The sequence below is a fragment of the Myceligenerans pegani genome, from assembly GCF_014892515.1.
Taxonomy (GTDB): Bacteria; Actinomycetota; Actinomycetes; order Actinomycetales; family Cellulomonadaceae; genus Myceligenerans; species Myceligenerans pegani.
The window spans coordinates 109,250-135,400 of the sequence record NZ_JADBGR010000084.1 but is presented as its reverse complement, the minus strand read 5'-3'; the positions used below and the strand labels follow the sequence as shown (position 1 = coordinate 135,400).

Below are 26,151 nucleotides of genomic sequence, written 5' to 3'. Positions count from 1 at the left end.
TATCAAGCACACTGTTGAGTTCTCAAACAACCGACGCACACATCCGAACCAAACCATCCGGCCTGACCCGCTCAGGGCGACTTCGAAAAAGCTACCAGATTCTCGGCGCCTCTTCCAAATCACTCCGATCGATGCAGATCGGAACAATCTGTTCAAGGCCGTCGCGCATTCTGGCACCCCATTCCAGGCAGCACAGGAAGCCAGGTCCTGTGATTGCTGAAGTGGGAGATGTCGTCCTCGGAACCGGCCGACCCGCGCATCTTCCGCGCCGCCGTCCGTGCCTCCCGGGACAACTTCCACACCCTACCAGCCCGATGCTCCGCGCGCAACTACCCGGCTCGGGCGATGCTCGCGACTCAAGGATCGGTGGGCCCCACCCGGACTTCCAGGGGTGCACGAAGCACCCGAGAGCCCTGAGTGAGTTCTCGCCCCGGGACCGGCCAGCCCGCGTGTTCCGCGGTTCCTGTCCGTGCCTCCCTGCCGGGCGAACGACGAGAACATTACACACCCGACGGCCCGCACACAACCCGGCCCCGTCATGGCGCGGCTCACATCGCCGCACGCCTTCCGCCTCGCCGCCCTGCCCGCATCTTTGCCCGCCGACCGGCGCGTCACTCCACCGTCACGGACTTCGCCAGGTTCCGCGGCCGGTCGACGTCGTGCCCGAGCGTCAGCGCCGCGTGGTACGCGACCAGCTGCAGCGGGATGGTGAGCAGCAACGGGTCCAGCTCCTTCTCGTTGCGCGGCACGTCGATCCGTTCCGCGACGAGATCCCCGAGGTCCACCCCGGGATGCGTCACCACAACGAGCGGGCCTCCACGCGCCGCGATCTCGTGGAGGGCACCGATGTTGCGGTCGGTGAGCTCGTCGTCGGGCACGATGGCCACCGTCGGCACGTCCGGCGAGATCAGCGCGAGCGGGCCGTGCTTCAGCTCGGACATCTGGTAGGCCTCCGCGTGCCGGTAGCTGATCTCCTTGAGCTTCTGCGCGCCTTCCCGCGCCACGGGGTACCCCCGCACGCGTCCCACGAAGAACATGCTCTCCGCCCGCGCCAGCGTCTTCCCGATGTCCGCGAGCCGGTCCTCGCCGGCCAGCACGTCCTCGATCTGCTCCGGCAGCCGGCCGAGCCCTGCGACGAGCCGCTTGCCGTCGGCCACCGACAGGTCTCGTACGCGACCGAGCTGGAGGGCCAGCAGCGCGAACCCGACGAACATCGTCGTCACGGCCTTCGTGGACGCGACCGCGGTCTCCGGCCCGGCGTGCAGGTAGATCCCGCCGTCACAGGCCCGCGCGATCGCGGAGCCCACGACGTTCACCAGGCCCACCACGCGTCCGCCCTTGCGGCGGATCTCCTCGACGGCGAGCAGCGTGTCGACCGTCTCCCCGGACTGGCTCACGGCAACGTACAACGTGTCGGGATCGATGACCGCGTCGCGGTACCGGAACTCGCTGGCCGCCTCGGCGTCGGCGGGCACGCGCGCCAGCTCCTCGATCAGCTGCGCGCCCATCTGACCCGCGTAGTACGCCGACCCGCAGCCCAGGATCTTGACCCGCTGCACCGCGCGCAGTTCGCGGGGGTCCATCCCGAGCCCGCCGAGGTGCGCGGTGCCGAACCGCTCGTCCAGCCGCCCGCGCAGCGTCCGCTCGACGCTCGCCGGCTGCTCCAGCATCTCGGTGTGCATCCGCGGCTCCGTGCCGGTGGCGCCGTGCTCGTACGCGCTGGGGTCGACGTCGACCCGGTGGGCGGACGTGTCCGTGCGCGTCAGGTCCGCCCGGAACGTCGTGAAGCCGGATGCCGTGATCGTCGCCAGTTCGCCGTCGTCCAGGTGTGCGACCGTCGTCGTGTGCCGGACCAGCGCCGCCAGGTCCGAGGCGACGAACATCTCCTTCTCCCCCACGCCGACCAGGAGCGGGCTGCCGTTGCGCGCCACCACGACACGGTCCGGGAAGTCGGCGTGCACCACGGCGAGACCGTACGTCCCCTCGATCACCGCGAGCGCTTCGACCACCTTGGCCTCGAGGGTGTCCGCCTCGGACCGCGCCACCAGGTGCGCGATCACCTCCGTGTCGGTGTCGCTGGCCAGTTCCACCCCGGCGTCCTCGAGGCGCCGCCGCAGGGCGCCGGCGTTGTCGAGGATCCCGTTGTGCACCACGGCGACGGTTCCGGTCGCGTCGGTGTGCGGATGGGCGTTCACGTCCGACGCCGGCCCGTGGGTGGCCCATCGCGTGTGCCCGATCCCGGTGCGGCCGGCGATGCGCTTCGGCATCGCCCCGACCAGTTCCTGGACGCGGCCGGCCCGCTTGACGACGCGCACCGCTGAGCCGACGACGGCGATCCCCGCCGAGTCGTAGCCACGGTGCTCGAGGCGCGCGAGCCCCTCGGTGAGCAGTGGCGCCGCCTGCTGCCCGCCCACGTATCCGACGATTCCGCACATGGTTCTGCTCCTTGGTCTCGGGAACCCGGTCTCGGGAACTCTCTGTCTCAGGAACTGCCCCGGCACCCCCGGTCTCGGGGACGGTCCGGCTCTGCGCTCCGGGATCAGCCGTAGATCATCCGGCGTAGCTGGCGCTCGCTCAGCTCCGGCGCGGCCACGACCCGTCGCGACAGCTCGGCGGCGACCCGCTCGAAGATCTCGGGGTTCTTCGCCCCGTAGGTCTTGAGCTCGGCGTGCCGGCGTCGGACGACGTCCTGGACGGGTTCCGCGTAGTAGGCGACGACGTCGCCGATCACGCGTCGCGCCTCGGCCGGCGTCAGCCCGGTGGTCGCCACCAGGTGGGCGACGAGGTCGGATGACGGCTCCATGGCGGAGACTCTGGCATCTGACAGCAGTCATGCGCCAGTTCTTGCCCGAGATCGGGCAAGAACTGGCGCATGGCAAGGGTCTGCGGCACCACGCCTCAGCTGCGGTCGTAGTGTCCCGCGGCGATGTCCTCCAGGAGCGTCGGGCCCTCGGGCTTCCAGCCCAGCAGGTCGCGCGTGATGTCGCTCGTGGCGGACATGTCGGTCCCCAGGAACCGGCCGATGAACGGGATGGCGTCGGCGAGTTCCTCCGCCGGCGCCGACTCGACCGGGAGACCGAGCCGCTCCGCGAGCGCCTCGACGATCTCCCGGACGGGCACTCCCTCCTCCGCGACCGCGTGGAGCCGGGAGCCTGCGGGGGCGCCCTCCAGTCCGAGGCGGACGAGCCGGGCGGCGTCGGACCGGTGGACGGCGGGCCAGCGGTTCCGGCCGTCGCCGGGGTAGGCGGCGGCCCCGCGCCGCAGGAAGGTGTCGGCGATGATGGCGATGAAGCCGTGGTCCCCCTCGCCGTGCACTGTCGGGGCGAACCGGGCACTGCTGACCCGGACGCCGCTGCGGGCGTATTCGAGGGCGAGGTTCTCGGCACCGCCGCGGGGTGAGTCGGGGCCGACGGCGGAGCTGGGGTCCCGTTCGGTGCCCGGCCGGCCCGTCGCGAGGCCGGCGATGCCGGCGGCCAGCACGAACGGCCGGTCCGACCCGGCCAGGGCCTCGCTGATGGCGTGGACCGCCGCGCGCTCGGCGCGGTTGGACTCCTCGGGGTGGGTCCAGTCGTGCTTGTTCGCGAGGTGGATCACGCCGTCGGCCGCGGTGGCCGCTTCGCGAAGGCCATCGAGGTCGTCGAGGTCGCCGCGGCGTGCGTCCGCTCCGAGCTCACGGACGACGGCGGCCGAGGCGTCGGAACGGGCGAGGCCGACGACGGCGTGGCCGGCCTCGACGAGCTCGGCGACGACGGCGCGGCCGATGAACCCGGAGGCTCCGGTGACGAAGACGCGCATGGTGATGTTCCCTTCCTGGGCGGGGTGGTCGATGTCAGTAGCTGACATCATTCACGGTAGCACTGATGTCAGCCACTGTCATCACTCGCCTCGTGCCACTACGATGCGTGACATGGCGCGTTGGAGACCGGGATCGACCGGGCGGCTGCAGCAGGCGGCGATCGAGCTGTTCACCGAGAACGGGTACGACGCGACCACGGTGGCCGACATCGCCGCCCGGGCGGGAGTCACCGAGCGGACCTTCTTCCGGCACTACGGCGACAAGCGTGAGGTGCTCTTCGCGGGGCAGTACGTCTTCGAGTCGGGCTTCGTCGAGGCGATCGCGGACGCGCCGGCCGGGACGCCGGTCATGGGTCTGGCCTCGCGAGCGCTCGACGCCGGGTGCCGGGCGCTGCGGGAGGCGCGCAGCCAGGAGCAGGCCCGGGCCCGGCATGCGATCGTCGAGCACCACGACGCACTCCGGGAGCGCGAGCAGCTCAAGCTGGCCGCGCTGTCGCGGGCCGTCGCGGGGGCCATGACCGCCCGGGGGATCGCCGACCTCACGGCACGGCTCGCGGGCGACGTCGTCGTCTCCGTCTTCTCGACGGCGTTCGCGCGGTGGATCGCCCCCGGCGCTCCCGCCGACCTGATCGCGCTGCAGCGCGAGACGCTCGCCGAGCTCACGAGGCTCGTAGGCACGAACTCCGGCTGATCCCGAGGTCGGCTGATCCCGACGTCCGTGTTCTCGCCTGGGGTGACCCGCAAGTGTTTTTTCACCTGGGTGACCCGCTAGTGTTCCGCACTGGTCCGTGTCCGAACTTCAGGAGCAACCATGAGCTTCGACGATCGCATCGTCGCCACGAACGAGCTGATCTGGTCGATCCCGCTGATCGCCCTCTGCCTTCTCGCCGGCCTGTACTTCTCCCTCCGCACGGGCTTTCTCCAGGTCCGGCACCTCCCCGACATGCTCAACCAGCTCAGGTCGGGCAAGGAGTCGAAGGACGGTACGTCCTCCTTCCAGTCGCTGATGATGTCGCTCGCCGGCCGCGTGGGAATGGGCAACATCGGCGGTGTCGCCACGGCGATCGCCTTCGGCGGCCCCGGTGCCGTGTTCTGGATGTGGACCTCCGCGTTCCTCGGCGCCGCGACGTCGTTCATCGAGTCCACGCTCGGCCAGATCTACAAGGAAAAGGACCCGGACACCGGTGAGTACCGCGGTGGTCCGGCCTACTACTTCGAGAAGGCCTACAAGCACAAGGCCCGCGGCCTGTCGCTCGTCTACGCGATCGTCTTCGCGGTCGTCACCATCTTCGCGATGAGCTTCTTCCTGCCGGGCGTGCAGGCCAACGGCATGGCGTCGGCGATCGACAACGTCTGGGGCATCCCCACGTGGGTCACCGCCATCGGCCTCGTGATCGTGCTGGCCTTCATCGTGATCGGCGGCGTCAAGCGCATCGCGCACTTCGCGGTGGTCGCGGTCCCCACGATGGCCCTGCTCTACATCCTCATCGCCCTCGTCGTGTTCTTCGTGAACTTCAGCCAGATCCCCGCCGTGTTCGGGTTGATCCTCGGTAGCGCCTTCGGCGCCCAGCCGGTGTTCGGAGCGATCCTCGGGCTCGCCGTCAAGTGGGGCGTGCAGCGCGGCATCTACTCCAACGAGGCCGGCCAGGGCACCGGTCCGCACGCCGCTGCCGCCGCCGAGGTCTCGCACCCGGCCAAGCAGGGCTTCGCACAGTCCTTCGCGGTGTACGTCGACACCCTGTTCGTGTGCTCCGCGACCGCGTTCATCATTCTCTCGACCGGCATGTTCAACACCTTCGCCGGGGAGACCTGGCCGAGCGAGGTGATCCACGAGGGCAGCGGTGGTCTGAGCACCGAGGTCGAGCCCGGCCCGGGGTTCGTGCAGCAGGCCCTGGACTCGGTGATCCCGGGCGCGGGACCGACATTCATCGCCGTCGCGCTCACGTTCTTCGCGTTCACCACGATCGTGGCGTACTACTACATGGCCGAGACCAACCTGACCTACCTCACCCGCAAGATGGAGAACCGTCTCGCGGCGCGGGCCATTCGGCGGGTGCTGCAGGCGCTCGTGCTGGTCTCGGTGGCCTACGGCGCCGTGACCACCGCCGGCGCGGCCTGGGGTCTCGGCGACATCGGTGTGGGCTCCATGGCCTGGCTGAACATCGTCGGCATCCTGTTCCTGCAGGTCCCTGCCCTGAAGGCGCTCAAGGACTACCGCGAGCAGAAGCGGCGGGGCGTGGACCCGCAGTTCGACCCGCGGCAGCTCGGCATCGAGAACGCGACGTTCTGGGAGAACCGAGCCGACGAGCAGCTCCAGGTCGGGTCCGGCGAGGAGCCGTACGAGAAGGAGCTCGAGCGCGACTGAGGCCATGGTCCGGGTTCCGCCCGGACCTGCCTCCGCCGAGGTCGAGTGCCACGCCACCAGCGACGTGGCAGACCCTCATTCAGCGGCGGCGACAGCCAGGGTCTTCTTCCCGCGGCGCAGCACCGCGAACCTGCCGTGCAGGAGGTCCTCGGCGGTGAGTGCCTGGTCCTCCGCGGTCACCTTGATGTTGTTCACGTAGGCGCCGCCCTCCTTCACGGCACGCCGTGCCTCCCCCTTGGAGGCGACGACGCCCGAGCCCGCGAGCAGGTCGACGATCAGATCCCCGGCCTTCGCGGTGACACGCGGCAGCTCACCCACCGCACCCGCCAGGGTGCGCTCGTCGAGCCCGGTCAGCTCGCCGCGGCCGAACAGCGCCTGGCTGGCGGCGATGACGGCCTCGGTCGCGGCCGCGCCGTGCACCAGGGTGGTGACATCACTCGCGAGCGCCTTCTGGGCCTCGCGGGCGAACGGCCGCTCGGCGACCTCCGTCTCCAGAGCCGCGATCTCGTCCGGGCCGCGGAAGGTGAACACCTTGAGGTAGTTCACGACGTCGGCGTCGGCCTGGTTGAGCCAGAACTGGTAGAAGGCGTACGGGCTGGTCATCTCGGGATCGAGCCACACGGACCCGCCTTCGGTCTTGCCGAACTTGGTGCCGTCGGCCTTGGTGATCAGCGGCGTGGTCAGGGCGTGCACGGCGACGCCCGCCGACTTGCGGATGAGCTCCACGCCGGCCAGGAGGTTGCCCCACTGGTCGTTGCCGCCGAGCTGCAGCGTGATCCCGTGCCGCGTGTACAGCTCGCGGTAGTCCATGCCCTGCAGCACCTGGTAGCTGAACTCCGTGTAGCTGATGCCCTCCTCGGAGTTGAGCCGGCGCGCCACGATCTCCTTGGACAGCATGGTGCCCATCCGGAAGTGCTTGCCGATGTCCCGGAGGAACTCGATCGCGCTCATCGGCGCGGTCCAGTCCAGGTTGTTCACCATCGTGGCGGCGTTCTCTCCACCGAAGCCGAGGAACGGCTCGATCTGCGAGCGGATCTTGTCCACCCAGCCCGCGACGACCTCGGGCGCGTTGAGCGTGCGCTCGCCGGAGTCGCGGGGGTCACCGATGAGGCCGGTCGCCCCGCCCACGAGCAGGTACGGCTTGTGTCCGGCGTCCTGCAGGCGCCTGGCGGTGAGGATCTGCACGAGGTTGCCGATGTGCAGGCTCGGCGCGGTGGGGTCGAAGCCCACGTAATAGGCGACCGGGCCCTCCGACAGCGCAGTTCGCAGCGCGGCCTCGTCGGTGGTCTGCGCCACCAGGCCTCGCCAGTGCAGCTCGTCGAGAACGTCGGTCACTTCTGCTCCTCGGGTTCGGGTCGTCGCGGTCCGTGCGGACCACGAGGTGGGCGAACGGACGACAGGATCGGCCCTGTGCACGACAGGGGCGGCCGCCCGGACTACAGGCCCTAGTCTGCCCGACGCCGGTGGTGGCCGGCCCCGGTTGTCCACAGAGCACAGCCGATCGATCGCGTGCTGCGGCGGTGGGGGGCGGTGTGAGGGAAGATCGGGACCGGCACGCCGATGAGTTTCGGCGCGTACCGCCGTCGGACAGGACATGAGCGTGAATGTGAACGAGACCGCACCCCCCGCACCCGAGCCGGCCGCCGAGCAGCCCGATGCCGAGGCGCCGGCCGGCGAGGCGATGCCGGGTTGGAAGAGGAGCGTCGCACTGTTCCTGGTCGGGCAGACCATCTCCCTGCTCGGTTCCATGATCGTGATGTTCGCGGTCATGTGGCACCTGACCATCGAGACACGATCCGGGTCGGTCCTCATGCTGAGCATCGTGTTCGGCATGCTGCCGCAGGCGTTCGTGTCCATCTTCGGCGGCGTGTGGGCCGACCGGCATCATCGCAAGTTCCTCATCATGGGCTCGGATACCGTGATCGCCCTGGCGACGCTCGGGCTCGCCCTGCTCATGCTGTCCGGTGTCGACTCGCTGTGGGTGATCTACGCGGCGCTGGCCGTGCGGTCGGTCTTCGCGGGCATCCAGACGCCGGCGGTCAGCGCGATGATCCCGCAGATCACGCCGCCGGACCAGCTCATGCGGGTGAACGGCATGTTCCAGTCCGTCCAGTCGGGGATGATGCTGGTCGCGCCGGCGGCGGCCGCCGCGGTCTACGCGAACTTCGACATCGTCACCGTCTTCTTCCTCGACGTCGTCACGGCCCTCCTGGGCGTGGGCATGCTGGCCCTGGTCGCCGTGCCGCGGCTGGTGCGGTCCGACGACGGGCCGGTCTCCTACTTCGGCGACCTGGCCGCCGGTGTGCGGTACATCGGGGCGCACTCGCCGATCCGCTGGCTGATGATCCTGTTCGCGCTCACCATGTTCCTGGTCGGGGCGCCGAGCTACCTCACGCCGCTGATGGTGACCCGCACGTTCGGCGACGAGGTGTGGAAGCTGACCGCCAACGAGCTGTTCTGGGGCTCCGGCATGCTGCTGGGCGGTCTGGTGATGGCCGCGGTCGGCCCGCGCATCAAGCGCCGGGTACGGCTCCTGGTGGGATCAGTGCTCGCCACGGGTGTGCTGGTCTTCGGCCTGGGGATCTCCACCAACATGTGGGTGTTCTTCGTGATCGGACTGGTGATCGGCGTCATGTTCGCCGCCCAGAGCACGCCCTCGATGACGATCATCCAGGAGCGCGTGGAGCCCGAGATGCAGGGCCGGGTGTTCGGGTTCGTCGGGATCGTCATGACCGTCGCGATGCCGCTGTCCATGGTGGTGTTCGGTCCGCTGGCCGACCGGTTCTCGGTGGAGTCGCTGCTCGTCGTCGCCGGGCTGCTGCTGTTCGCGGTGGTCGGGGCGATCCTCGCGATCCCCGCCGCACGCCGGTCGCTGGCGCGGATCGACGTCGCGCCGGAGGCTGAGGTGCACGACGAGGCCGGGGACCACGGAGCCGGGGGCGACGCCACGGACGGTCGCGAGCGCCCTGCGTCGGGTCCCGCCCCGGATCGGGAGGATGATCCCGAGCCCGTGCGGCCCGCGGCGGGCTGACCTCGCCTCACCCCAGGATCAGGCCGACCGCGACCGTCAGCATGATGACGGCGATCACGCCGTCGAGCACTCTCCAGGCGACGGGCCGCGCGAGCACGCCGGACAGGCGGGCCGCGCCGAACCCGATCGCGGCGAACCAGGCCCAGCTCGCGCAGACCGCACCGACGGCGAACCACCATCGCAGGTCGCCGTACGTGGAACCGATACCGCCCATGAGCACCAGCGTGTCGAGGTAGACGTGGGGGTTCAGCCAGGTCAGGGCCAGTGCCGTGGCCGCGACAGCGGTCCGGCGGCCGGGCACGGCCCGCAGCGCGAGGCGCGTCGGGCCGCCCGCCGGAGTCTCCGCGGGCCGGGCGGTCCCGGCCGGCCCGGCGGCTGCGCCGTCGTCGGCCACCGGCAGTGCCCCCGACCCCCGCATGGCGCGGGTCGCCGCCAGCACGCCGTAGCCGAGCACGACGGCGGCGCCCAGCCACCGCATGAGCTCGACGAGCCACGGCACGGCCTGGATCGCGCTGCCCATGCCGCCGACGCCCGCGGTGATGAGCACGGTGTCGGACGCCGCGCACAGCAGGACCACGAGCCCGACGTGGTCGCGCAGTGCGCCCTGGCGCAGCACGTACGCGTTCTGCGGGCCGACGGCGACGATGAGGGAGAGGCCGAATCCGAGTCCGGCGAGCAGGGCTGCGATCATGCCGTCCAGGAGAACCCGAGCGCGAAATGAAGTCCAGCGAATGTTTCTGTATCTGATGAAGCAGAGCTTCATCTGCCGCTACGCTCGGGATCATGCAGTGGGACTCCGCACAGCTCGAAGCGCTGGCCGCCGTCGTCGGCGAGGGCTCGTTCGACGGGGCCGCGCGGTTGCTGCACGTGACGCCGTCGGCGGTGAGCCAGCGCATCCGCGCCCTGGAGAACGCCGCGGGCGGCGTCCTCGTGCGGCGCACGCGGCCCGTGACGCCGACCGCGCCGGGCGAGACCCTTCTGCGCCTGGCCCGGCAGACGGACCTGCTCGCCGCGGAGGCGGCGGTCGAGCTGCACGCGTCGGGGCTCGGGCCGGGCCCGGAGGGTGCCGACGGCGGCCCGGCGGCGCCGCGCCCGGTCAGCGTCCCCATCGCCGTCAACGCGGACTCCCTGGCGACCTGGGTGCTGCCCGCCCTGGCCCGCGTGCCCGGCGTGGTGCTGGACATCTACCGCGAGGACCAGGAGCGCACGGTCGACCTGCTGCCGCAGGGGATCGTGATGGCCGCGATCACGGCGCAGGCCGAGCCCGTGCAGGGCTGCACGTCCCGCCCCCTCGGCGTGATGCCGTACCGGGCGATGGCGACGCCCCGCGTCGTGGAGCGCTGGTTTCCCGGCGGTGTCACCCCCGAGGCGCTGTCCCGCGCCCCGATGCTCGTGTTCGACCGGCACGACGACCTGCAGGACCAGTGGCTGCGCGAGTACGCCGCCCGCACCGGCTCCGCGTTGCCGGCTCCTCCGCGCACGTACGTGCCCAGCACGCCCGAGTACCTGGAGGCGATCCGCCTCGGCATGGGCTGGGGCATGGTGCAGGACCTGCGCACCGGTCCGGTCCTGTCGGGCGACGACGTCGTCCTCCTGGATCCCCGCGCGCCGTCGGTGGACGTGCGGCTGTACCTGCAGCAGTGGCGCCTGCGCTCGACGACGCTCGACGCCGTCGCCGATGCGCTCCTGGCCGAGGCGCGCCGGCAGCTCGTGCACGAGGGAACGCGGGCGGCGGCGTCCCCGGTCAGCCGTGGTGACCGGGGACGGTGACGAGAAAGGACCGCCGGGGTGGCCGATCCTGCAGCAGATCTACTACCCCGGCGGTCGTACGGGTGCGACGGTCGGTCCGTCAGTCCACCGCGGCGGCGCCCAGGTCCGGGTGGTCGGTGAAGAATCCGTCCATCCCGGCGTCGAGGAACGCGTCGATCTCCGCGTCCAGGTCGCCGAACTCGGCCGGGTCGCCGGAGGACCGCAGGTCCGTGGGCAGGAACTGGTTCTCCGCGCGGAAGGTCCAGCCGTGCACGTCGAGGCCCGCGGCGTGCGCGTCGGTGATCACCGGCGACGGGCCGGCGAGGCGGCCGTCGTCGTCCCGCGGGATCAGGACGTCCTTCGACGCGCCGATGCCGTCGGCGTACCGCGCGATGCCGGCGAGGCCCTTCGGCGTGACCAGGTCCGCATAGGTGCGCTCGTCACCGGCGGCCTCGAGGTCGTACGGGGCGCCGGAACCGGCGATGAGCTGCGCGAGCCGGATGTTCGTCATGCGGGAGAGCTCCTTCAGGTTCCCGACCTCGAACGACTGGATGATCACCGGGGAGCGGGAGCCGTGGAAGCCGTTGCGCCGCAGCTCGGCCACCAGCGGCTCCTCGAGGGACAGGCCCACCGAGTCGAAGTAGGTGGGGTGCTTCGTCTCCGGGTAGACGCCCACCGGGGCGCCGTCGCACGTGCGGCTGTTGCGGGCGAGGTCGAGCACCTCGTCGAGCGTCGGGACCTGGTACAAGCCGTCGAACGCCGTGTTCTCCGGCCGGACCTGCGGCAGGCGCTCCGTGGCGCGGAGCGTGCGCAGCTCGGCGAGCGTGAAGTCCTCCGTGAACCAGCCGGTGATCTCACTCCCGTCGATCGTCTTGGTGGTGCGCCGGTCGGCGAACTCGGGGCGGTCGGCGACGTCGGTCGTGCCGCTGATCTCGTTCTCGTGCCGGGCCACCAGCACGCCGTCGGACGTCGCGACGAGGTCCGGCTCGATGTAGTCCGCGCACTGCAGGATCGCCTGCTCGTACGCGGCGAGGGTGTGCTCCGGCCGGTAGCCGGACGCACCACGATGCCCGACGACCGTGACGCCGTCGTCCTCGACCCGCTCGCGCCGCAGGTCCACGAGCGCCATCTCGGTGTCGTCCGGCTCGCCCGGCACGCGTGCGTCGTTGAACGGGTAGTTGTTGTCGTTGCCGATCAGCAGCGTGTCGCGGTCGACGAACAGGACCGTCTCGAACGACTGCACCGGCAGGCTGAACGTCTCGCCCAGGCCGTAGCCCTCACCGGCGTCGATACCGCGCGGATTCGCGATGCCCAGCGCGTCGAGCACGAGCTCCTTGCGCACGAACCCGTCCCGCCCCCGCTTGCGCAGGTCGACCTCGTAGACGCGCTTGATCACGGACGCCGCGCCCTGGAAGTCGTCGCGCTCGAGCAGGAGCATCGTGTGCCGCCCCGTCATGAACGCGTCGCCGACGACGTCGGCCTCCCGGTCGGTCTCGTACGCCCAGCGGCGATCGGTGTACTCGCCGGTGCGGGTGTCGAACTGGTGGATCCAGCGGCGGCGCCGCTCGCCGTCGTCCACCAGCGCGCCCTCCACCACCGGGTACAGGTAGCGGCCGCCGCGGCTCGCCGCCATGGCCTCGAAGCCGCGCGACGCGGCGACGTTCGGCGTCTCGCCGTCGGCCAGGTACGGGTTCTGCGGCGAGCGCCCGCCCGGGAACTCGACCGGCGGCTCCAGCAGCGTGCCGCCCGCGTCGAAGTGCAGGAGGAACGGGCCGAACTCGTCACCCACCCAGAGCGTGCCGTCCGCGGCGCGGACCGCGGACTCGATGTCGAAGTCCGAGCCGGTGAGCCAGCGCTCCTCCGTGTCCTCGCGGACGATCTCGAAGTCCAGGACGTGGTTCGCGTCGTTGTAGGTGATGTGGTCGAGGATCTCGATCTCGCCCGAGCCGGCGTTCCGACGGCCCGTGTCCCAGTCCGGGCGCACCAAGTAGTTGCGCAGCAGGAAGTCGGACGAGTTGCCCTTCGAGCCGAACCCGTTGTCCGGCTGGGCCCAGAACGTCCCGTCGCCGTTGTCGATCATCGCGGAGAAGCCGGGGATCACCTGCCCGGGCCACGGGCCCTGGCGCCCGTTGGCCGAGCCGGCGTCGGCGCCCGATGACGGGCCCTCGGTCAGGTGGTCGGCCGAGAGCGTCGCCCGGCCGGCCAGCGTCGCCGTCAGGTGGGTCCCGCCGCGCGGCGTGTCGTGGCCCGGGCGGCCGCCGGCCGCCTGCGCCGCGGTGGCGAGCGGGAGCACGAGCGCGGTCGCCGCCACGACCGCGCCGGCCCGCAGGAGTACGGATCGTCGTGTGGTCCTCATGGCCCCGAGCCAAGGACACGCGCACGACATCGGCGTGTACCGGACGCGACGGGACCGTGAACTCTGTCGAGCGGAGCGGCCGGCGGCGAACCGCCGGGGCACGCGGCGGCTGCGCCGTCTCCCAACCGGACCGGACCTCAGGAGGTCGTCGCGCGGCCGTTCGCGGCCGCCCCCACGGCCGCCGTGCGACGGCGCCGCGCGGCCGCCACGCGGTAGTCGCTGACCGTCGGTTCGCCGTCGAGCCAGAAGCGCCACGGGAACAGGTCCGCGCGCCCGCCCTCGCCCGACACGCCCACGCGGGGACCGGTGCGGACGACGCCCGTCGTCCGGATCAGTGTCTCGTCCGCCGCCCGGCGGTCCCGTACCGTCCTGCCGGGCGGAGGCCACGAACCCGGAGCCGGCTCCAGCGTCACCCTGCCGCCGGTGCCCGTGACGTCCACGCCGTCGTCGGACCTGTCGATGCCCAGTGCGACCGTCAGCCGGGCGGGGCCGCGTGCGAGGTCCCGGTCGGCGCGGACGACACCGGCCGCGAGGCGGCGCTCGCGGGCGAGCTCGACGCCGTCGGTGACCTCGGCCGCGCGCAGCAGCACGGCCGAGGGTTCGCCGTCGGGCCCGCACACGATGTTGGCGCAGTGGTGCAGGCCCAGGTGGCGGTACACGTACAGGTGGCCGGCCGTGCCGAACATCGTCGCGTTGCGGGTGGTGCGGCCGCGGTAGGCGTGCGAGCCCGGGTCGTTCCCGCCGTCGTACGCCTCGACCTCCGTGAGCCGGACGGTGACGGTCCCGTCCGGTCCGCGGACGGTCAGGTGGGCGCCCAGCAGGTCGCGGGCGACGGCGAGGACGGGACGTTCGAAGAAATCACGCACGAAGGCGATTCTCTCGCGTGGCGCCGGTCGGTCCGATGGCGAGCGGTCGGTCCGTTGCCCATGCGGTCTGTCGCTCGAGGGACCGACCACGCGGACAACGGACCGACGGCTCGACAAACCCGGTCGACCGCTCAGGCGAAGCCGAAGAGGGGCGGGAAGGCGACGACCACGATCAGCGCCCAGGCGCCGTAGACCGGGAGGTACCTGGTCTGCCAGCGCTCCGTGGCCACGAACGTCCTGGTCCCGCGCACGAACCCGAGCGTGAGCCGCCCCGCCCAGGCCAGGTGGACCAGCAGGATGAGGTTCAGGCCCAGGGCCGCCACCTTGTTCGCGGTGAACCCGAACTCCGCGATCCGCACCAGCATCGCGGTCAGGGCGACCGCGTCGACCGCGAGCGCCGCACCGACGAGCACGAGCTGGAGCCAGTCGAAGATCCCGGGCGGGTCGAGCGGGTCGCGGGCGGAGATCGAGTACAGCAGGAGGAACAGCACGACAAGCAGGACGGCGTCCATGAGGATGAGCAGCTCGCGGTCGACGGCGTCGAGCGGTCCGCCGGTGAGGAGTGCGACGAACATCGCGACGAGCATGAGGGCGGCCAGCGGCGTGAAGACGCGGGCGAGGACGGGGGCGATGTTCTCCACGACGCTCTTCTTGGCCTCGACGAGCCAGGCGGCCACCATGAGGGCGCCGGGGAGGGCGAAGGGCAGGAGCCAGTCCCCGAGGAACGGCTCGAAGTCGATGCCGACCAGGCTGAGCACCCCGAATGTCAGGCCGACCAGGAGCATCCCGCCGAGCGCGATGAGGGCGAGGTAGACGAGGAGTTCGCCGGTGAAGCGGACGTAGTCCATGCGGCGGGCATCGGACCGCCAGGACCCGGCCGCGTAGACGACGCCGACGAGCAGCCAGAGCACGACGGGCGCGTGGAGGATGGCGAGGACGACCGTCATGCCTGTTTCCGCGAACGGGTCGGCGGGGTCGCCCGTGTCGAACGGATACAGGTCCACGACAAGGGCCAGCGCGCCGGCCGCGGCCATGAGGGCGGCCGCGGTGAGCAGCGGGAGGGCTCGCTTCCACGCAAAGTAGCCGGCGAGGAAGGGCAGCACGAGGAACGGCGCGTTGAGCAGGATGGTGGCCTCGTCGTCGGTGCTCGTGACCAGGATCTTCAGTGCGATTCCGGCAGCGACCGCGAGGGCCAGGAGCACGCCGAGCTCGCGGAAGCGGCCGAGGCTCGTGCCGGCGCCGGCGCCCGTACCGGTGGTCTCGTCCGGGAAGAGCACGAGCTGCTTCCAGAGGCGGTCGGAGTGCTCGCGGGCGAACTCGCGGGAGACGTCGTCGAGGTTGCCCATGCGCTTGACCGCGACGAGGAACGCCTCGTCGTCGTCGAGGCCGCCTTCCTGCAGGTCCGCGACCTGCTCGCGCAGATGGTCCTCCATCTCCTCGACGTCGGGCGCGGCGATGGCGCGGCGGCGCCGGACGAAGCCGCGCCACTGGTCGATCTGGGCCTCGAGGCCGGCGTGATCCGGGGTGTGCTGCGTGGTGTGCTGCGGGGTGTCGTTCATCAGGCCCACCCCTCCGCGGTCCGGGGGCCGGCGAGTCCGGGGTGGCCGGTGGCGCCGTCGGACAGGTCCTGCCACACCTGCTTGAGGGCGTCGGCGACGACGGTCCACTGCTCCTGGCGTTCGGCGAGCGCGGCGCGTCCCGCGGGTGTGATGGTGTAGTGCTTGCGGCGGCGGCCGGTGTCGGCGGTGCCCCAGGACGCCTCGATGAGCTCGTGCCGTTCGAGGCGGTGGAGCAGGGGGTAGAGCATGCCGTCGGTCCACTGCATGCGCCCGCCGGACAGCTCGGTGACGCGTTTGAGGATCGCGTACCCGTAGGACTCGCCGTCGGCGAGGATGCCGAGGACGAGCGGGGTCGCCGACGCCGCGACCAGGTCCTTGTCGATGTGCACTCGGGATCTCCAATGCCTAGGACTGCTAGGGATATGCACCCTAGCAGAGCAAGGCATGGTTGATCTAGGTATTGGGGTGCGGGGAGTCAGGGACGGCGCGGGAGGCGCAGGAACAGGGCGGTGCCGGGACGGCGCGGGAGGCGCAGGAACAGGGCGGTGCCGGGACGGTGCGGCCCGGGCCGGGCCGGCCGTCAGCCGGCGACGAGGCCTCCGAAGCCGTCCAGGCGGACATCGGCGCGGTCCCGGGTGCGCTCGCGGGCGAAGTGCTCGGCCTCGTCCTTCATCCAGCGCAGCCAGTTGTCCCGGGCCGCCTCGCCGTCGCGGGCGAGGCCACGGCGGAGGCGTTCGTCGTCGTCGGCCTCGACGAAGATGCGCAGGACGCCGCCGGGGAAGGCGTCGACCTGGCGGGCGGCGGAGCCGCAGCCCTCGACGATCACGCGGGCCTCGATGCGTACCTCGTGCCACTCTGCCCAGCGCGCGCTCTGCCAGTCGTAGCGCCGGTACCGGGCCCGCTCCCCCGCCGCGAGCGGCTCCAGCACCCACTCGCGGAGCTTCTCGGCGCCGCCTCCGGGGCCGGCCTCCCAGCCCTCGTAGAGGTCGTCCATGTGCACCACGGGGGCTTCGAGCGCGTCCGCGAGCTGCGCCGCGAGCGTGGTCTTGCCGGAGCCGGCCGGTCCGTCGACGCAGACGAGCCGCGCGTCGACGGACCGGACCCGGTCCAGGAGGCCGCCCAGGACCTCGGGGGTGACGGTCATTCGTCGTCCGGCAGATGTTCCGGTTCCGGGAATCCGTCCAGGGGCTGGGCCCAGAGCCGGTACTCGGTGGAGCGTTCCTTGGCCTGTTCGATCTGCTCGGTGACGCGGGCCGGGGCGGTGCCGCCGACGGCGTCGCGCGAGGCGAGGGAGCCCTCGACCGTGAGCACCGACCGCACCTCGGGGGTGAGGTGCTCGGACAGCTTGGCGAGGTCCTCGTCCGACAGGTCCCACAGCTCGATGCCGCGGCCCTCGCACTCGCGCACGCAGGCGCCGGCGACCTCGTGCGCGACGCGGAACGGGACGCCCTGCCGCACCAGCCATTCGGCGATGTCGGTGGCCAGCGCGAATCCCTGCGGGGCCAGCTCGGCCATCCGGTCGGTGTCGAACGTGATGGTCGAGACCATTCCGGTGAATGCCGGCAGGAGCACGGTGAGGGTCTCGACCTGGTCGAAGACCGGCTCCTTGTCCTCCTGCAGGTCACGGTTGTACGCGAGCGGGAGACCCTTGAGCGTCGCCAGCAGGCCCGTCAGGTCACCGAGGACACGGCCCGCCTTGCCGCGGGCGAGTTCGGCGATGTCCGGGTTCTTCTTCTGCGGCATGATGCTCGACCCTGTCGACCACGCGTCGTCCAGCGTGACGAACCCGAACTCCTTCGTGTTCCAGAGGATGATCTCCTCCGCCAGCCGGGACAGGTCGACGGCGATCATCGCGGCCACGAACGCGAACTCGGCGACGACGTCGCGCGCGGCGGTGCCGTCGATCGAGTTCTCCACCGGGCCGTCGAAGCCCAGGTCCCGGGCCACCGCGGCCGGGTCGAGCCTCAGCGACGAGCCCGCGAGCGCCCCGGATCCGTAGGGGGAGCGCGCGGCGCGTACGTCCCAGTCGATGAGCCGGTCGACGTCGCGCAGCAGTGGCCAGGTGTGTGCCAGCAGGTGGTGCGCGAGGAGCACCGGCTGGGCGTGCTGGAGGTGGGTGCGGCCGGGCATCGGCGCGGATCCCGCGGCGATCGCCTGGGCGATGAGGGCGTCGGCGAGGTCCAGCACCTGGCCGGCGACGACGCGGGCGTGGTCGCGCAGATACATGCGCACCTGGGTGGCGATCTGGTCGTTGCGGGAGCGTCCGGCGCGGAGCTTGCCGCCGAGGTCGTCCCCGGCGCGTTCGATCAGGCCGCGTTCGAGGGCGGTGTGCACGTCCTCGTCGCCGAGCACGGGGAGGAAGGCGCCGGACTCGACGTCGGCGAGCAGCCGGTCGAGGGCGTCGTTCATGCCCGCCAGCTCGTCGTCGGACAGGAGCCCGGCGGCGTGCAGCACCCGGGCGTGGGCGCGGGAGCCCGCGATGTCGTAGCCGGCGAGCTTCCAGTCGAAGTGGGTCGACTGCGACAGGGCGGCGAGCTCCGGTGCGGGCCCGCCGGAGAACCGGCCGCCCCACAGGGCGACCGGCTTGCCCGACGCAACCTGGCCGCCCGGGGCGGGGCGGGCCGCGGCGGCCACGGGGTCCGGCGTGGCACCCGGCACGACGTCGCCGGCGGGTCCGGGTCCGCCGGGCGGGGTTCCGCCGCCGGGCGGCGGGACGGCGTCGCTCATCCGAGGTCCTCCGCGTTGCCGAACTTCGCGTCCCGGGCGGCGGCCTGCTTGGCGGCGAGGCCGTAGATCTCGATGAAGCCCTTGGCGTGGGACTGGTCGAACGTGTCGCCCTCGTCGTAGGTGGCGAGGCCGAAGTCGTACAGCGACGAGTCCGAGCGGCGGCCGGTCACGGTGGCGCGGCCGCCGTGCAGGACCATGCGGATGTCGCCGGAGACGTACTTCTGCGTGTCGAGGATGAAGGCGTCGAGGGACTTCTTCAGAGGGCTGAACCACATGCCGTCGTACACGAGCTCGGTCCAGCGCTGCTCGACCTGCCGCTTGAAGCGCATCTGCTCGCGCTCCACGGTGACGTTCTCCAGCTCCTGGTGGGCGGCGATGAGCGCCATGGCGCCGGGGGCCTCGTAGATCTCGCGGGACTTGATGCCCACGAGCCGGTCCTCGACGATGTCGATCCGGCCGACGCCGTGCGCGCCGGCGCGGCGGTTCATCTCCTGGATCGCCTGGAGCGGGGTGACGGCGACGCCGTCGATGGCGACGGGGATGCCCTGCTCGAAGGTGATGATCACCTCGTCGGCGACGGGCGGGAAGGTCGGGTCGTCCGTGTAGGAATACACGTCCTTGGTGGGCTCGTTCCAGATGTCCTCGAGGAAGCCGGTCTCGACGGCCCGGCCCCAGACGTTCTGGTCGATGGAGAACGGGTTGCTCTTGGTGGTGGCGATCGGCAAGTCGTGCTTCTCGGCGTACTCGATGGCCTTCTCGCGGGTCAGCGCGAGGTCGCGCACGGGCGCGATCGTCTTCAGGTCGGGGGCGAGGGACGTGGTGGCGACCTCGAAGCGCACCTGGTCGTTGCCCTTGCCGGTGCAGCCGTGCGCGACGGTGGTGGCGCCGAACTTGCGGGCGGCGCGGGCGAGGTGCTTGACGATCAGCGGGCGCGAGATCGCGGACACGAGCGGGTACTTGTCCAGGTAGAGGCCGTTGGCCTGGAGAGCCGGCATGCAGTACTCGTCGGCGAACTCCTCGCGGGCGTCGGCGACGTACGCCTCGACCGCGCCGCAGTCCAGCGCGCGCTTGCGGATGACGTTGAGGTCCTCGCCACCCTGGCCGACGTCGACGGCCATGGCGACGACCTCGGCTCCGGTGGCCTCACCGATCCAGCCGATGGCGACGGAGGTGTCCAGGCCGCCCGAGTAGGCGAGCACGACGCGTTCGGTCATTGGTTCTTCTCTTCCGTGGTTCGTTGGTTTCGATTCAAGCAGGTGGTTCCGGGTACGTCCTCAGGCGGACAGGGCGAGCAGGCGCTGGGCCAGCTCGCTGCCGCCGTCGGCGTCCCGGGCGATCACGAGGATGGTGTCGTCCCCGGCGATGGTGCCGAGCACGCCGGGGAACAGGGAGTGGTCGATCGCGGAGGCCAGGTACTGCGCGGCGCCCGGCGGGGTGCGCAGCACCACCTGGTTGCCGGACGCCTCGGCCGAGACGAGGAGCTCGGTGGCCAGCCGCGCCAGCCGGGCGGCCAGGTACTCGGCGTCCTGGTCGGCCTGCACGCTGCGGTCCCCGCCCTCACCGGGCACGGCGTAGACGAGAGAGCCGTCGGCGCCGCGCACCTTCTCGGCCCGCAGCTCGATGAGGTCGCGGGACAGCGTGCCCTGGGTGACCTTGACGCCGTGGGCCGCGAGCGCCTTGGCCAGGTCCGCCTGGGAGCGGATGGCGGTGTGCGTGATGATGTCCAGGATGCGCGCGTGCCGCGCCGCTTTCGTGGTCGGGACGGTGACGACGCCGGTGGGCGTGTCGCCGCCACCCCATGTCTGGTCGGCCGTCTGGTCGGCTGTCTGGTCGGCGGCCGGCGAGCCGTCCGACGACGGTCGTGGTGCGCCGCCGGTCATCCGCGTGCTCCTTCCTCGAGGAGCCAGGCCAGCAGTGCCTTCTGGGCGTGCAGGCGGTTCTCTGCCTCGTCCCAGACGACGCTCCGGGGACCTTCCAGGACCTCCTCGGTGATCTCCTTGCCGCGGTAGGCAGGAAGGCAGTGGAGCACGACGGCGTCCGGGGCAGCGCCGGCGAGCAGGCCGGCGTTGACCTGGTACGGCTCGAAGACGGTCTCGCGCCCGGCGGCGTCGTCGCCCATCGACACCCAGGTGTCGGTGGCGACGACGTCGGCCCCGGACACGGCCTCTTCCGGGGCGGTGACCGAGACGACGGAGCCGCCGGTGCGCTCGGCGATCCGCGCGGCCCGGGTGAGCACCCCGGGGTCGGGCCGGAAGCCCTCGGGGCCGCCGATGCGCACGTGGAGGCCTGCCGTGGCGCCGCCGAGAAGGTAGGAGGCAGCCATGTTGTTCCCGGCGTCGCCCACGTACGCGAGGGTGGTGCCGGGCAGCGCGGCCACTCCCCCGCGGTGCTGCGCGATCGTGACGAGGTCCGCCAGGATCTGGCAGGGGTGGTACGCGTCGGTGAGGGCGTTCACGACCGGGACCCCCGCGTGTGCCGCCATCGTCTCCAGGCGGTCCTGCCCGTAGGTGCGCCACACGATCGCGGCGACCTGTCGGCCCAGCACGCGCGCGGTGTCCTCGACGGACTCGCGCGCGCCGATCTGGGCCAGGTTGCCGTCCACGACGATCGGTTGCCCGCCGAGGTCCGCGATCGCGCCCGCGAACGACAGCTGCGTGCGCAGCGTCGGCTTGTCCGTGATGAACGCGATCGCGCCGGGCGCGTCGCGGCGTCCTTCCAGGGGGCGGCGGGCGAGACGGTCGCCGCGCAGCGCCATGGCGAGGTCGAGGACCTCGCGCTGCTCCGCGGGGGTGAGGTCGTCGTCGGCCAGGAAGTGGCGGACGGTCATGGGGTCTCCTCGGTGTGCTCCTCGACGGCTTCTGCGGCGATGGGTTCTGCGGTGTGCGGCTCGGCGGCGTGCTCGGCGAGCGAGGCGGGCAGGCCGGCGAAGAACGCGGCGGCCTCACGGGCCTGGTCCGCGGTCAGGATGAGCGGCGGGGCGAGGCGGACGGCGTCGGGCGCGACGGCGTTCACGATGAACCCCGCCTCCAGCGCGCGGGCGACGACCCGCGGAGCCACGGGCGCGGCGAGCTGCACCGCGAGCAGGAGCCCACGCCCGCGCACCCCGGTGATCAGCGGGTTTCCGCTGCCCTCGATCGCGGCGCGCAGCAGGTCGCCCGTCGCACGCACCTGCGCGAGCAGGCCGTCCCGCTCGATCACGCCGAGGGTCGCCAGCGCCGCCGCCGCGGCGACCGGGTTCCCGCCGAACGTCGACCCGTGCTGCCCCCGGCCCAGCAGCCGCGCTGGCTCCTCGCCGAACGCGATCACCGCGCCGACGGGGAAGCCGCCGCCCAGGCCCTTCGCGAGCGTCACGACATCGGGAAGCACGTCGGCGCCGGCCGCGACGGCGACGCCCGCAGAGCCCGCCGCACCGGCGGCACCCGCCGGCCCCAGGACGCCCGGGTGCTGGAACGCGAACCACTCACCCGTGCGACCGATCCCCGTCTGCACCTCGTCCAGGATCAGCAACGCCCCGTGCTCCCGCGTGAGTCGTCGTGCCAGCGCCAGGTAGCCCGGCGGCAGCGGGCGCACACCCGCCTCGCCCTGCAGCGGCTCGGCGACGAACGCCGCCACCTCGCCACGCTCCGCGACCACCTCGGGGGAGAACGCCTCCTCCAGCGCGGCCGCGTCCCCGAACGGCAGGTGCTCCACGCCACCCGGGAGCGGCTCGAACGGCTCCCGGTAGGCGGGCTTGTACGTGAGCGCCAGAGCGCCCATCGACCGCCCGTGGAAGGCGCCCTCCAGCGCGAGGACCCGGGTACGGCAGCGACCGCCCCGCGCCCCGGACGAGACCTCGCCCGGCACCCCGCCCGGCGACACCGGCACCCGCCGCGTCATCTTGAACGCCGCCTCGAGCGCCTCGGTACCCGAGTTCGTGAAGAACACCCGCGACCCCGGGGGCGCACCGGCCAGCGCCAGCAGCCGCTCGGCCAGCGAGATCTGCGCCGGCGTCCCGAAGAAGTTCGACGTGTGCCCCAGCGTGCCCAGCTGAGCGCTGATCGCCGCCGTCAGCGTCGGATGCGCGTGCCCCAGCGCGTTCACCGCGATCCCCGCCAGCAGGTCCAGGTACCGCTTCCCGTCCGCGTCCCACACGTACGCGCCCTCACCGCGCACGAGCACACGCTGCGGCGGCCCGAACGTGTCCATCACCGCGCCCGTGTACCGCTCCGTCCAGGCCGCGCCCGTCGCCTCGCCCGGCGCCACCGCGCCCCGCGAGCCACCCGCGGCCGCCCGCGACACGACACCCGCCGTCGTCAGATCGTTCATTCCGGCACCACCTTCGACATCTCCTCGGGCCCCGCGGACGAGGCGCCGCCCGGCGGCACCGGCACCACCATCGTCCCGTTCCCGCGCGCCGTGAAGACCTCCAGGAGCACGCTGTGCGGCTGCCTGCCGTCGATCACCGTCGCACGCGGCACTCCGCCGTCCACCGCCCGCAGGCACGCCTCCATCTTCGGGATCATCCCGGACGCCAGGCGCGGCAGCAGCGCCCGCAGTTCCGGCGCCGTGATCTGCTCCACCAGCGAATCCTTGTCCGGCCACGCCGTGTACAGGCCCTCCACGTCCGTCAGCACGATCAGCTTCTTCGCGCCCAGCGCCACCGCGAGGGCGCTCGCCGCCGTGTCGGCGTTGACGTTGAGCACCTGGGTCGGATCGGTGACATCGGGCGCGATGGTGGACACGACGGGGATACGGCCCGCATCGAGCAGGTCCTGCACGGCCCGCGGGTCCACCTGCACGACGTCGCCCACGAGGCCGACGTCGACCGGTTCGCCGTCGACCGTCGCGTGGCGCCGCGCGGCGCCGAGCAGGCCGCCGTCCTCGCCGCTCAGGCCCACGGCGTTGGGGCCGTGCGCGTTGATGAGGCCGACGAGCTCGCGCGAGACCTGGCCGGTGAGCACCATGCGCACCACCTCCATCGTCTCCGGCGTGGTGACGCGCAGGCCGCCCTGGAACTCGGACTCGATGCCGAGGCGATCGAGCATCGCGTTGATCTGCGGACCGCCGCCGTGCACGACGACGGGCTTCAGCCCCACCTGCCGCAGGAACACCATGTCCTGTGCGAACGCCACCTTGAGATCGTCGCGCACCATGGCGTTGCCGCCGTACTTGATCACGACGAGCGCGCCGGCGAACTCCTGCAGCCATGGCAGAGCCTCGATGAGGACCTCGGCCTTCTGGTCCGCGGTCAGCGAGGCGAGGACCGCGCTGTTCGGTGTGCCGGTCATGACGTGTACGCGCTGTTCTCTTCGACGTAGGCGTGCGTGAGGTCGTTTGTCCAGAGGGTGGCCTCCGCCTCGCCGGCGTGCAGGTCGATGTCGATCGTCGCCTCGCGGGACGAGGCCAGGTCGACCTTGTCGGGGGACTCGTGGGCGCCACCCGCTTGGCACACTTTTACGGAGTTGACGTAGATGTCGAGCGCCTCGGGGTCGAAGGGCGCGACCTCCACGGGGACCGTCCCGACCTGCGCCAGGATCCGGCCCCAGTTGGGGTCGTTGCCGAAGATCGCGGTCTTCACCAGGTTGGACCGCGACACCGCCCGGGCGACGGCGAGCGCCGCGTCCTCGCTGGTCGCGTTCCGCACCGTGATGGCGATGTCGTGGGCGGCCCCCTCGGCGTCGGCGAGGAGCTGGCGGGCGAGATCCGCGCAGACCTCACGAACCGCGGCGGCGAACTCGCGGCTGTCCGGAGCGATACCGGACGCCCCGGAGGCCATGAGGACCACGGTGTCCGACGTCGACTGGCAGCCGTCGGAGTCCACCCGGTCGAAGGTGACCCGCGTGGCCGCCCGGAGCGCGGCATCGGCCTCCTCGTGGGGGACGACGGCGTCCGTGGTGATCACGCACAGCATCGTGGCCAGCGCAGGGGCGAGCATCCCGGCCCCCTTGGCCATGCCGCCCACGGTGACGGCGCCGCGGGGCGTGTCGATCGTGCGCACCGCGGTCTTGGACACCGTGTCGGTCGTCATGATGGCGGCGGCGGCCGCCTGGCCGGCGGCCGCGTCGTCGGCCAGGGCACTCGTCACGACGGGGATGCCGGCGAGCAGCTTCTCGCGGGCCAGCCGGACGCCGATCACACCGGTCGAGGCGACGAGCACGTCGATCGCGCCGATCCCCAGGCTCTCGGCGACGGCCTCGGCGGTGGCGTGCGCATCCTGGAAGCCGCCGGGCCCCGTGCAGACGTTGGCCGAGCCGGAGTTGAGCACGACGGCGCGCGCCGCGCCGTCCTTGACCGCCTGACGGGACCACAGGACCGGGGCCCCGACGACTCGGTTGGACGTGAAGACGGCCGCGGCGGCGTACCGCGGGCCGTCGTTGACGACCAGCGCGAGATCCGGCCTGCCGGATGCCTTGAGCCCGGCCGTGATGCCGGCGGCCCGGAAGCCCTGGGCTGCGGTGACGCTCACTCTGCTCCTCCTGTCGTAGCGGTATCGGGCACTGCGTGCCGGGCACCGGGTCGGATGCCGCCTCGGACACCGGGTCGCGGACCGAGCGGCGCGGGCCCCGCGGCGGCCCGGCGGCGAGCGGTCACGGCGCGACTCCCTCGGTGTCCAGGCCGGTGGTCTCCGGCAGGCCGAGCGCGATGTTCATGGCCTGGACCGCCTGCCCGGCGGTGCCCTTGACCAGGTTGTCGATGGCCGTGACGGTGACCACCCGGCCCGCGGCCGCGTCGACGGCGACCTGGACCAGCGCCGTGTTGGCCCCCTGGGTCATGGCCGTACCGGGCCACTGGCCCTCGGGCAGGAGGTGGACGAAGGGCTCGCCGTCGTACGCCTCGGCCCAGGCGCTGCGGACCGTTCGCGCCGCGGCGGCGGGGTCGACGCCGGCGGCCAGCGGTGCGGTGGCCGTGGCGAGGATGCCGCGCGCCATCGGGACGAGGGTGGGGGTGAAGCTGAGGCGCACGCCGGACGCTCCCGCGGCGCGCAGGTTCTGCACGATCTCCGGGATGTGCCGGTGCGTGCCGCCGACGGCGTACGGCTGGGCCGAGCCGAGCCCTTCGCTCGCCAGGAGATGCGGCTTGAGGCTCCTGCCCGCGCCGGAGTAGCCGTTCGCCAGGACGGCGACGACGTCAGACGGGTCGATCAGGCCCGCCGCGACGCCAGGCTGCAGGCCGAGCGTGACCGCCGTGACGTTGCAGCCCGGAACGGCGACGCGGGTCGCCCCCGCGAGCCGGTCACGCTGCCTGGCGGGAGCGTCCCCGCCGGCCCCCTCCGCGAGGATGAGCTCGGGCAGGCCGTACGGCCACGAGCCGGCGTGCTCGCTGCCGTAGAACGCCCTCCACGCGTCGGCGTCGGTGAGCCGGTGGTCGGCCCCGAGGTCGAGGACGAGCGTGCCGGCGGGCAGCCGCGCCGCGATCTCGCCCGACGCACCGTGCGGCAGGGCGAGCACCACGACATCGTGCCCGGCGAGCGCCTCGGGCGTGGTGGGCTCGATGACGCGGTGCGCGAGCGAGCGCAGGTGCGGCTGGTGCTCGCCGAGCAGCGAGCCGGCGGAGGTGTGTGCGGTCACCGCACCCACCTCGGCCTGCGGGTGGGCCGCGAGGAGCCGCAGCATCTCGCCGCCCGCGTACCCGGACGCACCCGCGACGGCGACACGGAACGTGGAAGACATATTCGGGAGTCTACATAGTTATTCCATCGCTCTCAACCAACCCGCGGCCCCCTG

At 72.1% G+C, this 26,151-nt stretch carries 22 protein-coding genes; 4 read left to right on the top strand and 18 right to left on the bottom strand.

The window, feature by feature from the left end:
• Nucleotides 1-611: 611 nt before the first annotated feature.
• The 3 genes from glmS to IIE03_RS12470 all read right to left on the bottom strand — a co-directional run bounded on the left by glmS (nucleotide 612) and on the right by IIE03_RS12470 (nucleotide 3,843).
• Nucleotides 612-2,435 (bottom strand): glutamine--fructose-6-phosphate transaminase (isomerizing), encoded by a 1,824-nt coding sequence (gene glmS / locus IIE03_RS12480; protein ID WP_192863077.1) that lies wholly within the window; start codon nucleotides 2,433-2,435, stop codon nucleotides 612-614.
• Between the two features lie 104 nt (nucleotides 2,436-2,539).
• Entirely contained in the window at nucleotides 2,540-2,803 is a 264-nt protein-coding gene (locus IIE03_RS12475; RefSeq protein ID WP_192863076.1) for a hypothetical protein, read from the bottom strand.
• Between the two features lie 95 nt (nucleotides 2,804-2,898).
• On the bottom strand, nucleotides 2,899-3,843 hold the full coding sequence (locus IIE03_RS12470) for an SDR family oxidoreductase (RefSeq protein WP_225997664.1): 945 nt from the start codon (nucleotides 3,841-3,843) through the stop codon (nucleotides 2,899-2,901).
• 64 nt (nucleotides 3,844-3,907) lie between these two features.
• Here IIE03_RS12470 and IIE03_RS12465 point away from each other — a divergent pair, with 64 nt between their 5' ends.
• Together IIE03_RS12465 and IIE03_RS12460 are read left to right on the top strand one after the other, a co-directional pair.
• A complete protein-coding gene (locus IIE03_RS12465) occupies nucleotides 3,908-4,486 on the top strand; it encodes a TetR/AcrR family transcriptional regulator (RefSeq protein ID WP_192863075.1) in 579 nt (192 codons plus the stop codon).
• 120 nt (nucleotides 4,487-4,606) lie between these two features.
• Complete coding sequence (locus IIE03_RS12460) at nucleotides 4,607-6,160, top strand: alanine/glycine:cation symporter family protein (protein ID WP_192863074.1); 1,554 nt, start codon at nucleotides 4,607-4,609, stop codon at nucleotides 6,158-6,160.
• A gap of 75 nt (nucleotides 6,161-6,235) precedes the next feature.
• Here the strand turns inward: IIE03_RS12460 and tyrS are convergent, their stop codons facing one another.
• Nucleotides 6,236-7,495 (bottom strand): tyrosine--tRNA ligase, encoded by a 1,260-nt coding sequence (gene tyrS, locus IIE03_RS12455; protein WP_192863073.1) that lies wholly within the window; start codon nucleotides 7,493-7,495, stop codon nucleotides 6,236-6,238.
• 259 nt (nucleotides 7,496-7,754) lie between these two features.
• Here tyrS and IIE03_RS12450 point away from each other — a divergent pair, with 259 nt between their 5' ends.
• On the top strand, nucleotides 7,755-9,191 hold the full coding sequence (locus IIE03_RS12450) for an MFS transporter (RefSeq protein WP_225997663.1): 1,437 nt from the start codon (nucleotides 7,755-7,757) through the stop codon (nucleotides 9,189-9,191).
• 7 nt (nucleotides 9,192-9,198) lie between these two features.
• Here IIE03_RS12450 and IIE03_RS12445 read toward each other — a convergent pair whose 3' ends face one another.
• Nucleotides 9,199-9,882 carry a LysE/ArgO family amino acid transporter gene (locus IIE03_RS12445; protein ID WP_192863072.1) on the bottom strand — a complete coding sequence of 228 codons (684 nt, stop codon included), beginning with the start codon at nucleotides 9,880-9,882 and terminating at the stop codon, nucleotides 9,199-9,201.
• A 92-nt stretch (nucleotides 9,883-9,974) separates the two neighbouring features.
• On the opposite strand from IIE03_RS12445, the gene IIE03_RS12440 reads away from it, so the two are divergent.
• Entirely contained in the window at nucleotides 9,975-10,961 is a 987-nt protein-coding gene (locus IIE03_RS12440) for a LysR family transcriptional regulator ArgP (RefSeq protein ID WP_192863071.1), read from the top strand.
• Between the two features lie 79 nt (nucleotides 10,962-11,040).
• On the opposite strand, the gene IIE03_RS12435 is transcribed toward IIE03_RS12440, so the two are convergent.
• The 13 genes from IIE03_RS12435 to argC form a co-directional block, all read right to left on the bottom strand.
• The gene (locus tag IIE03_RS12435; protein ID WP_192863070.1) at nucleotides 11,041-13,296 is read right to left on the bottom strand and encodes an esterase-like activity of phytase family protein; all 2,256 of its coding nucleotides are present in this window, start codon (nucleotides 13,294-13,296) and stop codon (nucleotides 11,041-11,043) included.
• Nucleotides 13,297-13,433: 137 nt separating this feature from the next.
• Nucleotides 13,434-14,162: a DNA-3-methyladenine glycosylase gene (locus IIE03_RS12430; protein ID WP_318842957.1), complete on the bottom strand. Its 729-nt coding sequence runs from the start codon at nucleotides 14,160-14,162 to the stop codon at nucleotides 13,434-13,436.
• 131 nt (nucleotides 14,163-14,293) lie between these two features.
• Nucleotides 14,294-15,721 carry a permease prefix domain 1-containing protein gene (locus IIE03_RS12425; RefSeq protein WP_192863069.1) on the bottom strand — a complete coding sequence of 476 codons (1,428 nt, stop codon included), beginning with the start codon at nucleotides 15,719-15,721 and terminating at the stop codon, nucleotides 14,294-14,296.
• Nucleotides 15,721-16,110 (bottom strand): PadR family transcriptional regulator, encoded by a 390-nt coding sequence (locus IIE03_RS12420; RefSeq protein WP_192863068.1) that lies wholly within the window; start codon nucleotides 16,108-16,110, stop codon nucleotides 15,721-15,723. The genes IIE03_RS12425 and IIE03_RS12420 overlap by 1 nt, the downstream gene beginning before the upstream one ends.
• Before the next feature lie 191 nt (nucleotides 16,111-16,301).
• Nucleotides 16,302-16,865 carry an AAA family ATPase gene (locus IIE03_RS12415; protein ID WP_192863067.1) on the bottom strand — a complete coding sequence of 188 codons (564 nt, stop codon included), beginning with the start codon at nucleotides 16,863-16,865 and terminating at the stop codon, nucleotides 16,302-16,304.
• The gene (gene argH, locus IIE03_RS12410; protein ID WP_192863066.1) at nucleotides 16,862-18,448 is read right to left on the bottom strand and encodes an argininosuccinate lyase; all 1,587 of its coding nucleotides are present in this window, start codon (nucleotides 18,446-18,448) and stop codon (nucleotides 16,862-16,864) included. The genes IIE03_RS12415 and argH overlap by 4 nt, the downstream gene beginning before the upstream one ends.
• On the bottom strand, nucleotides 18,445-19,662 hold the full coding sequence (locus tag IIE03_RS12405) for an argininosuccinate synthase (RefSeq protein ID WP_192863065.1): 1,218 nt from the start codon (nucleotides 19,660-19,662) through the stop codon (nucleotides 18,445-18,447). The genes argH and IIE03_RS12405 overlap by 4 nt, the downstream gene beginning before the upstream one ends.
• A 60-nt stretch (nucleotides 19,663-19,722) precedes the next feature.
• The gene (locus IIE03_RS12400; protein WP_192863064.1) at nucleotides 19,723-20,328 is read right to left on the bottom strand and encodes an arginine repressor; all 606 of its coding nucleotides are present in this window, start codon (nucleotides 20,326-20,328) and stop codon (nucleotides 19,723-19,725) included.
• Entirely contained in the window at nucleotides 20,325-21,275 is a 951-nt protein-coding gene (argF, locus tag IIE03_RS12395) for an ornithine carbamoyltransferase (protein ID WP_192863063.1), read from the bottom strand. The genes IIE03_RS12400 and argF overlap by 4 nt, the downstream gene beginning before the upstream one ends.
• Nucleotides 21,272-22,753, bottom strand: a complete 1,482-nt coding sequence (locus tag IIE03_RS12390) for an acetylornithine transaminase (RefSeq protein ID WP_192863062.1) — start codon at nucleotides 22,751-22,753, stop codon at nucleotides 21,272-21,274. The genes argF and IIE03_RS12390 overlap by 4 nt, the downstream gene beginning before the upstream one ends.
• Nucleotides 22,750-23,715, bottom strand: a complete 966-nt coding sequence (gene argB, locus IIE03_RS12385) for an acetylglutamate kinase (protein WP_192863061.1) — start codon at nucleotides 23,713-23,715, stop codon at nucleotides 22,750-22,752. Before argB ends, IIE03_RS12390 begins: the two co-directional genes overlap by 4 nt.
• Nucleotides 23,712-24,893 carry a bifunctional glutamate N-acetyltransferase/amino-acid acetyltransferase ArgJ gene (gene argJ / locus IIE03_RS12380; protein ID WP_192863060.1) on the bottom strand — a complete coding sequence of 394 codons (1,182 nt, stop codon included), beginning with the start codon at nucleotides 24,891-24,893 and terminating at the stop codon, nucleotides 23,712-23,714. Before argJ ends, argB begins: the two co-directional genes overlap by 4 nt.
• A gap of 121 nt (nucleotides 24,894-25,014) precedes the next feature.
• Complete coding sequence (gene argC / locus IIE03_RS12375; RefSeq protein ID WP_192863059.1) at nucleotides 25,015-26,097, bottom strand: N-acetyl-gamma-glutamyl-phosphate reductase; 1,083 nt, start codon at nucleotides 26,095-26,097, stop codon at nucleotides 25,015-25,017.
• Nucleotides 26,098-26,151 lie beyond the last annotated feature (54 nt).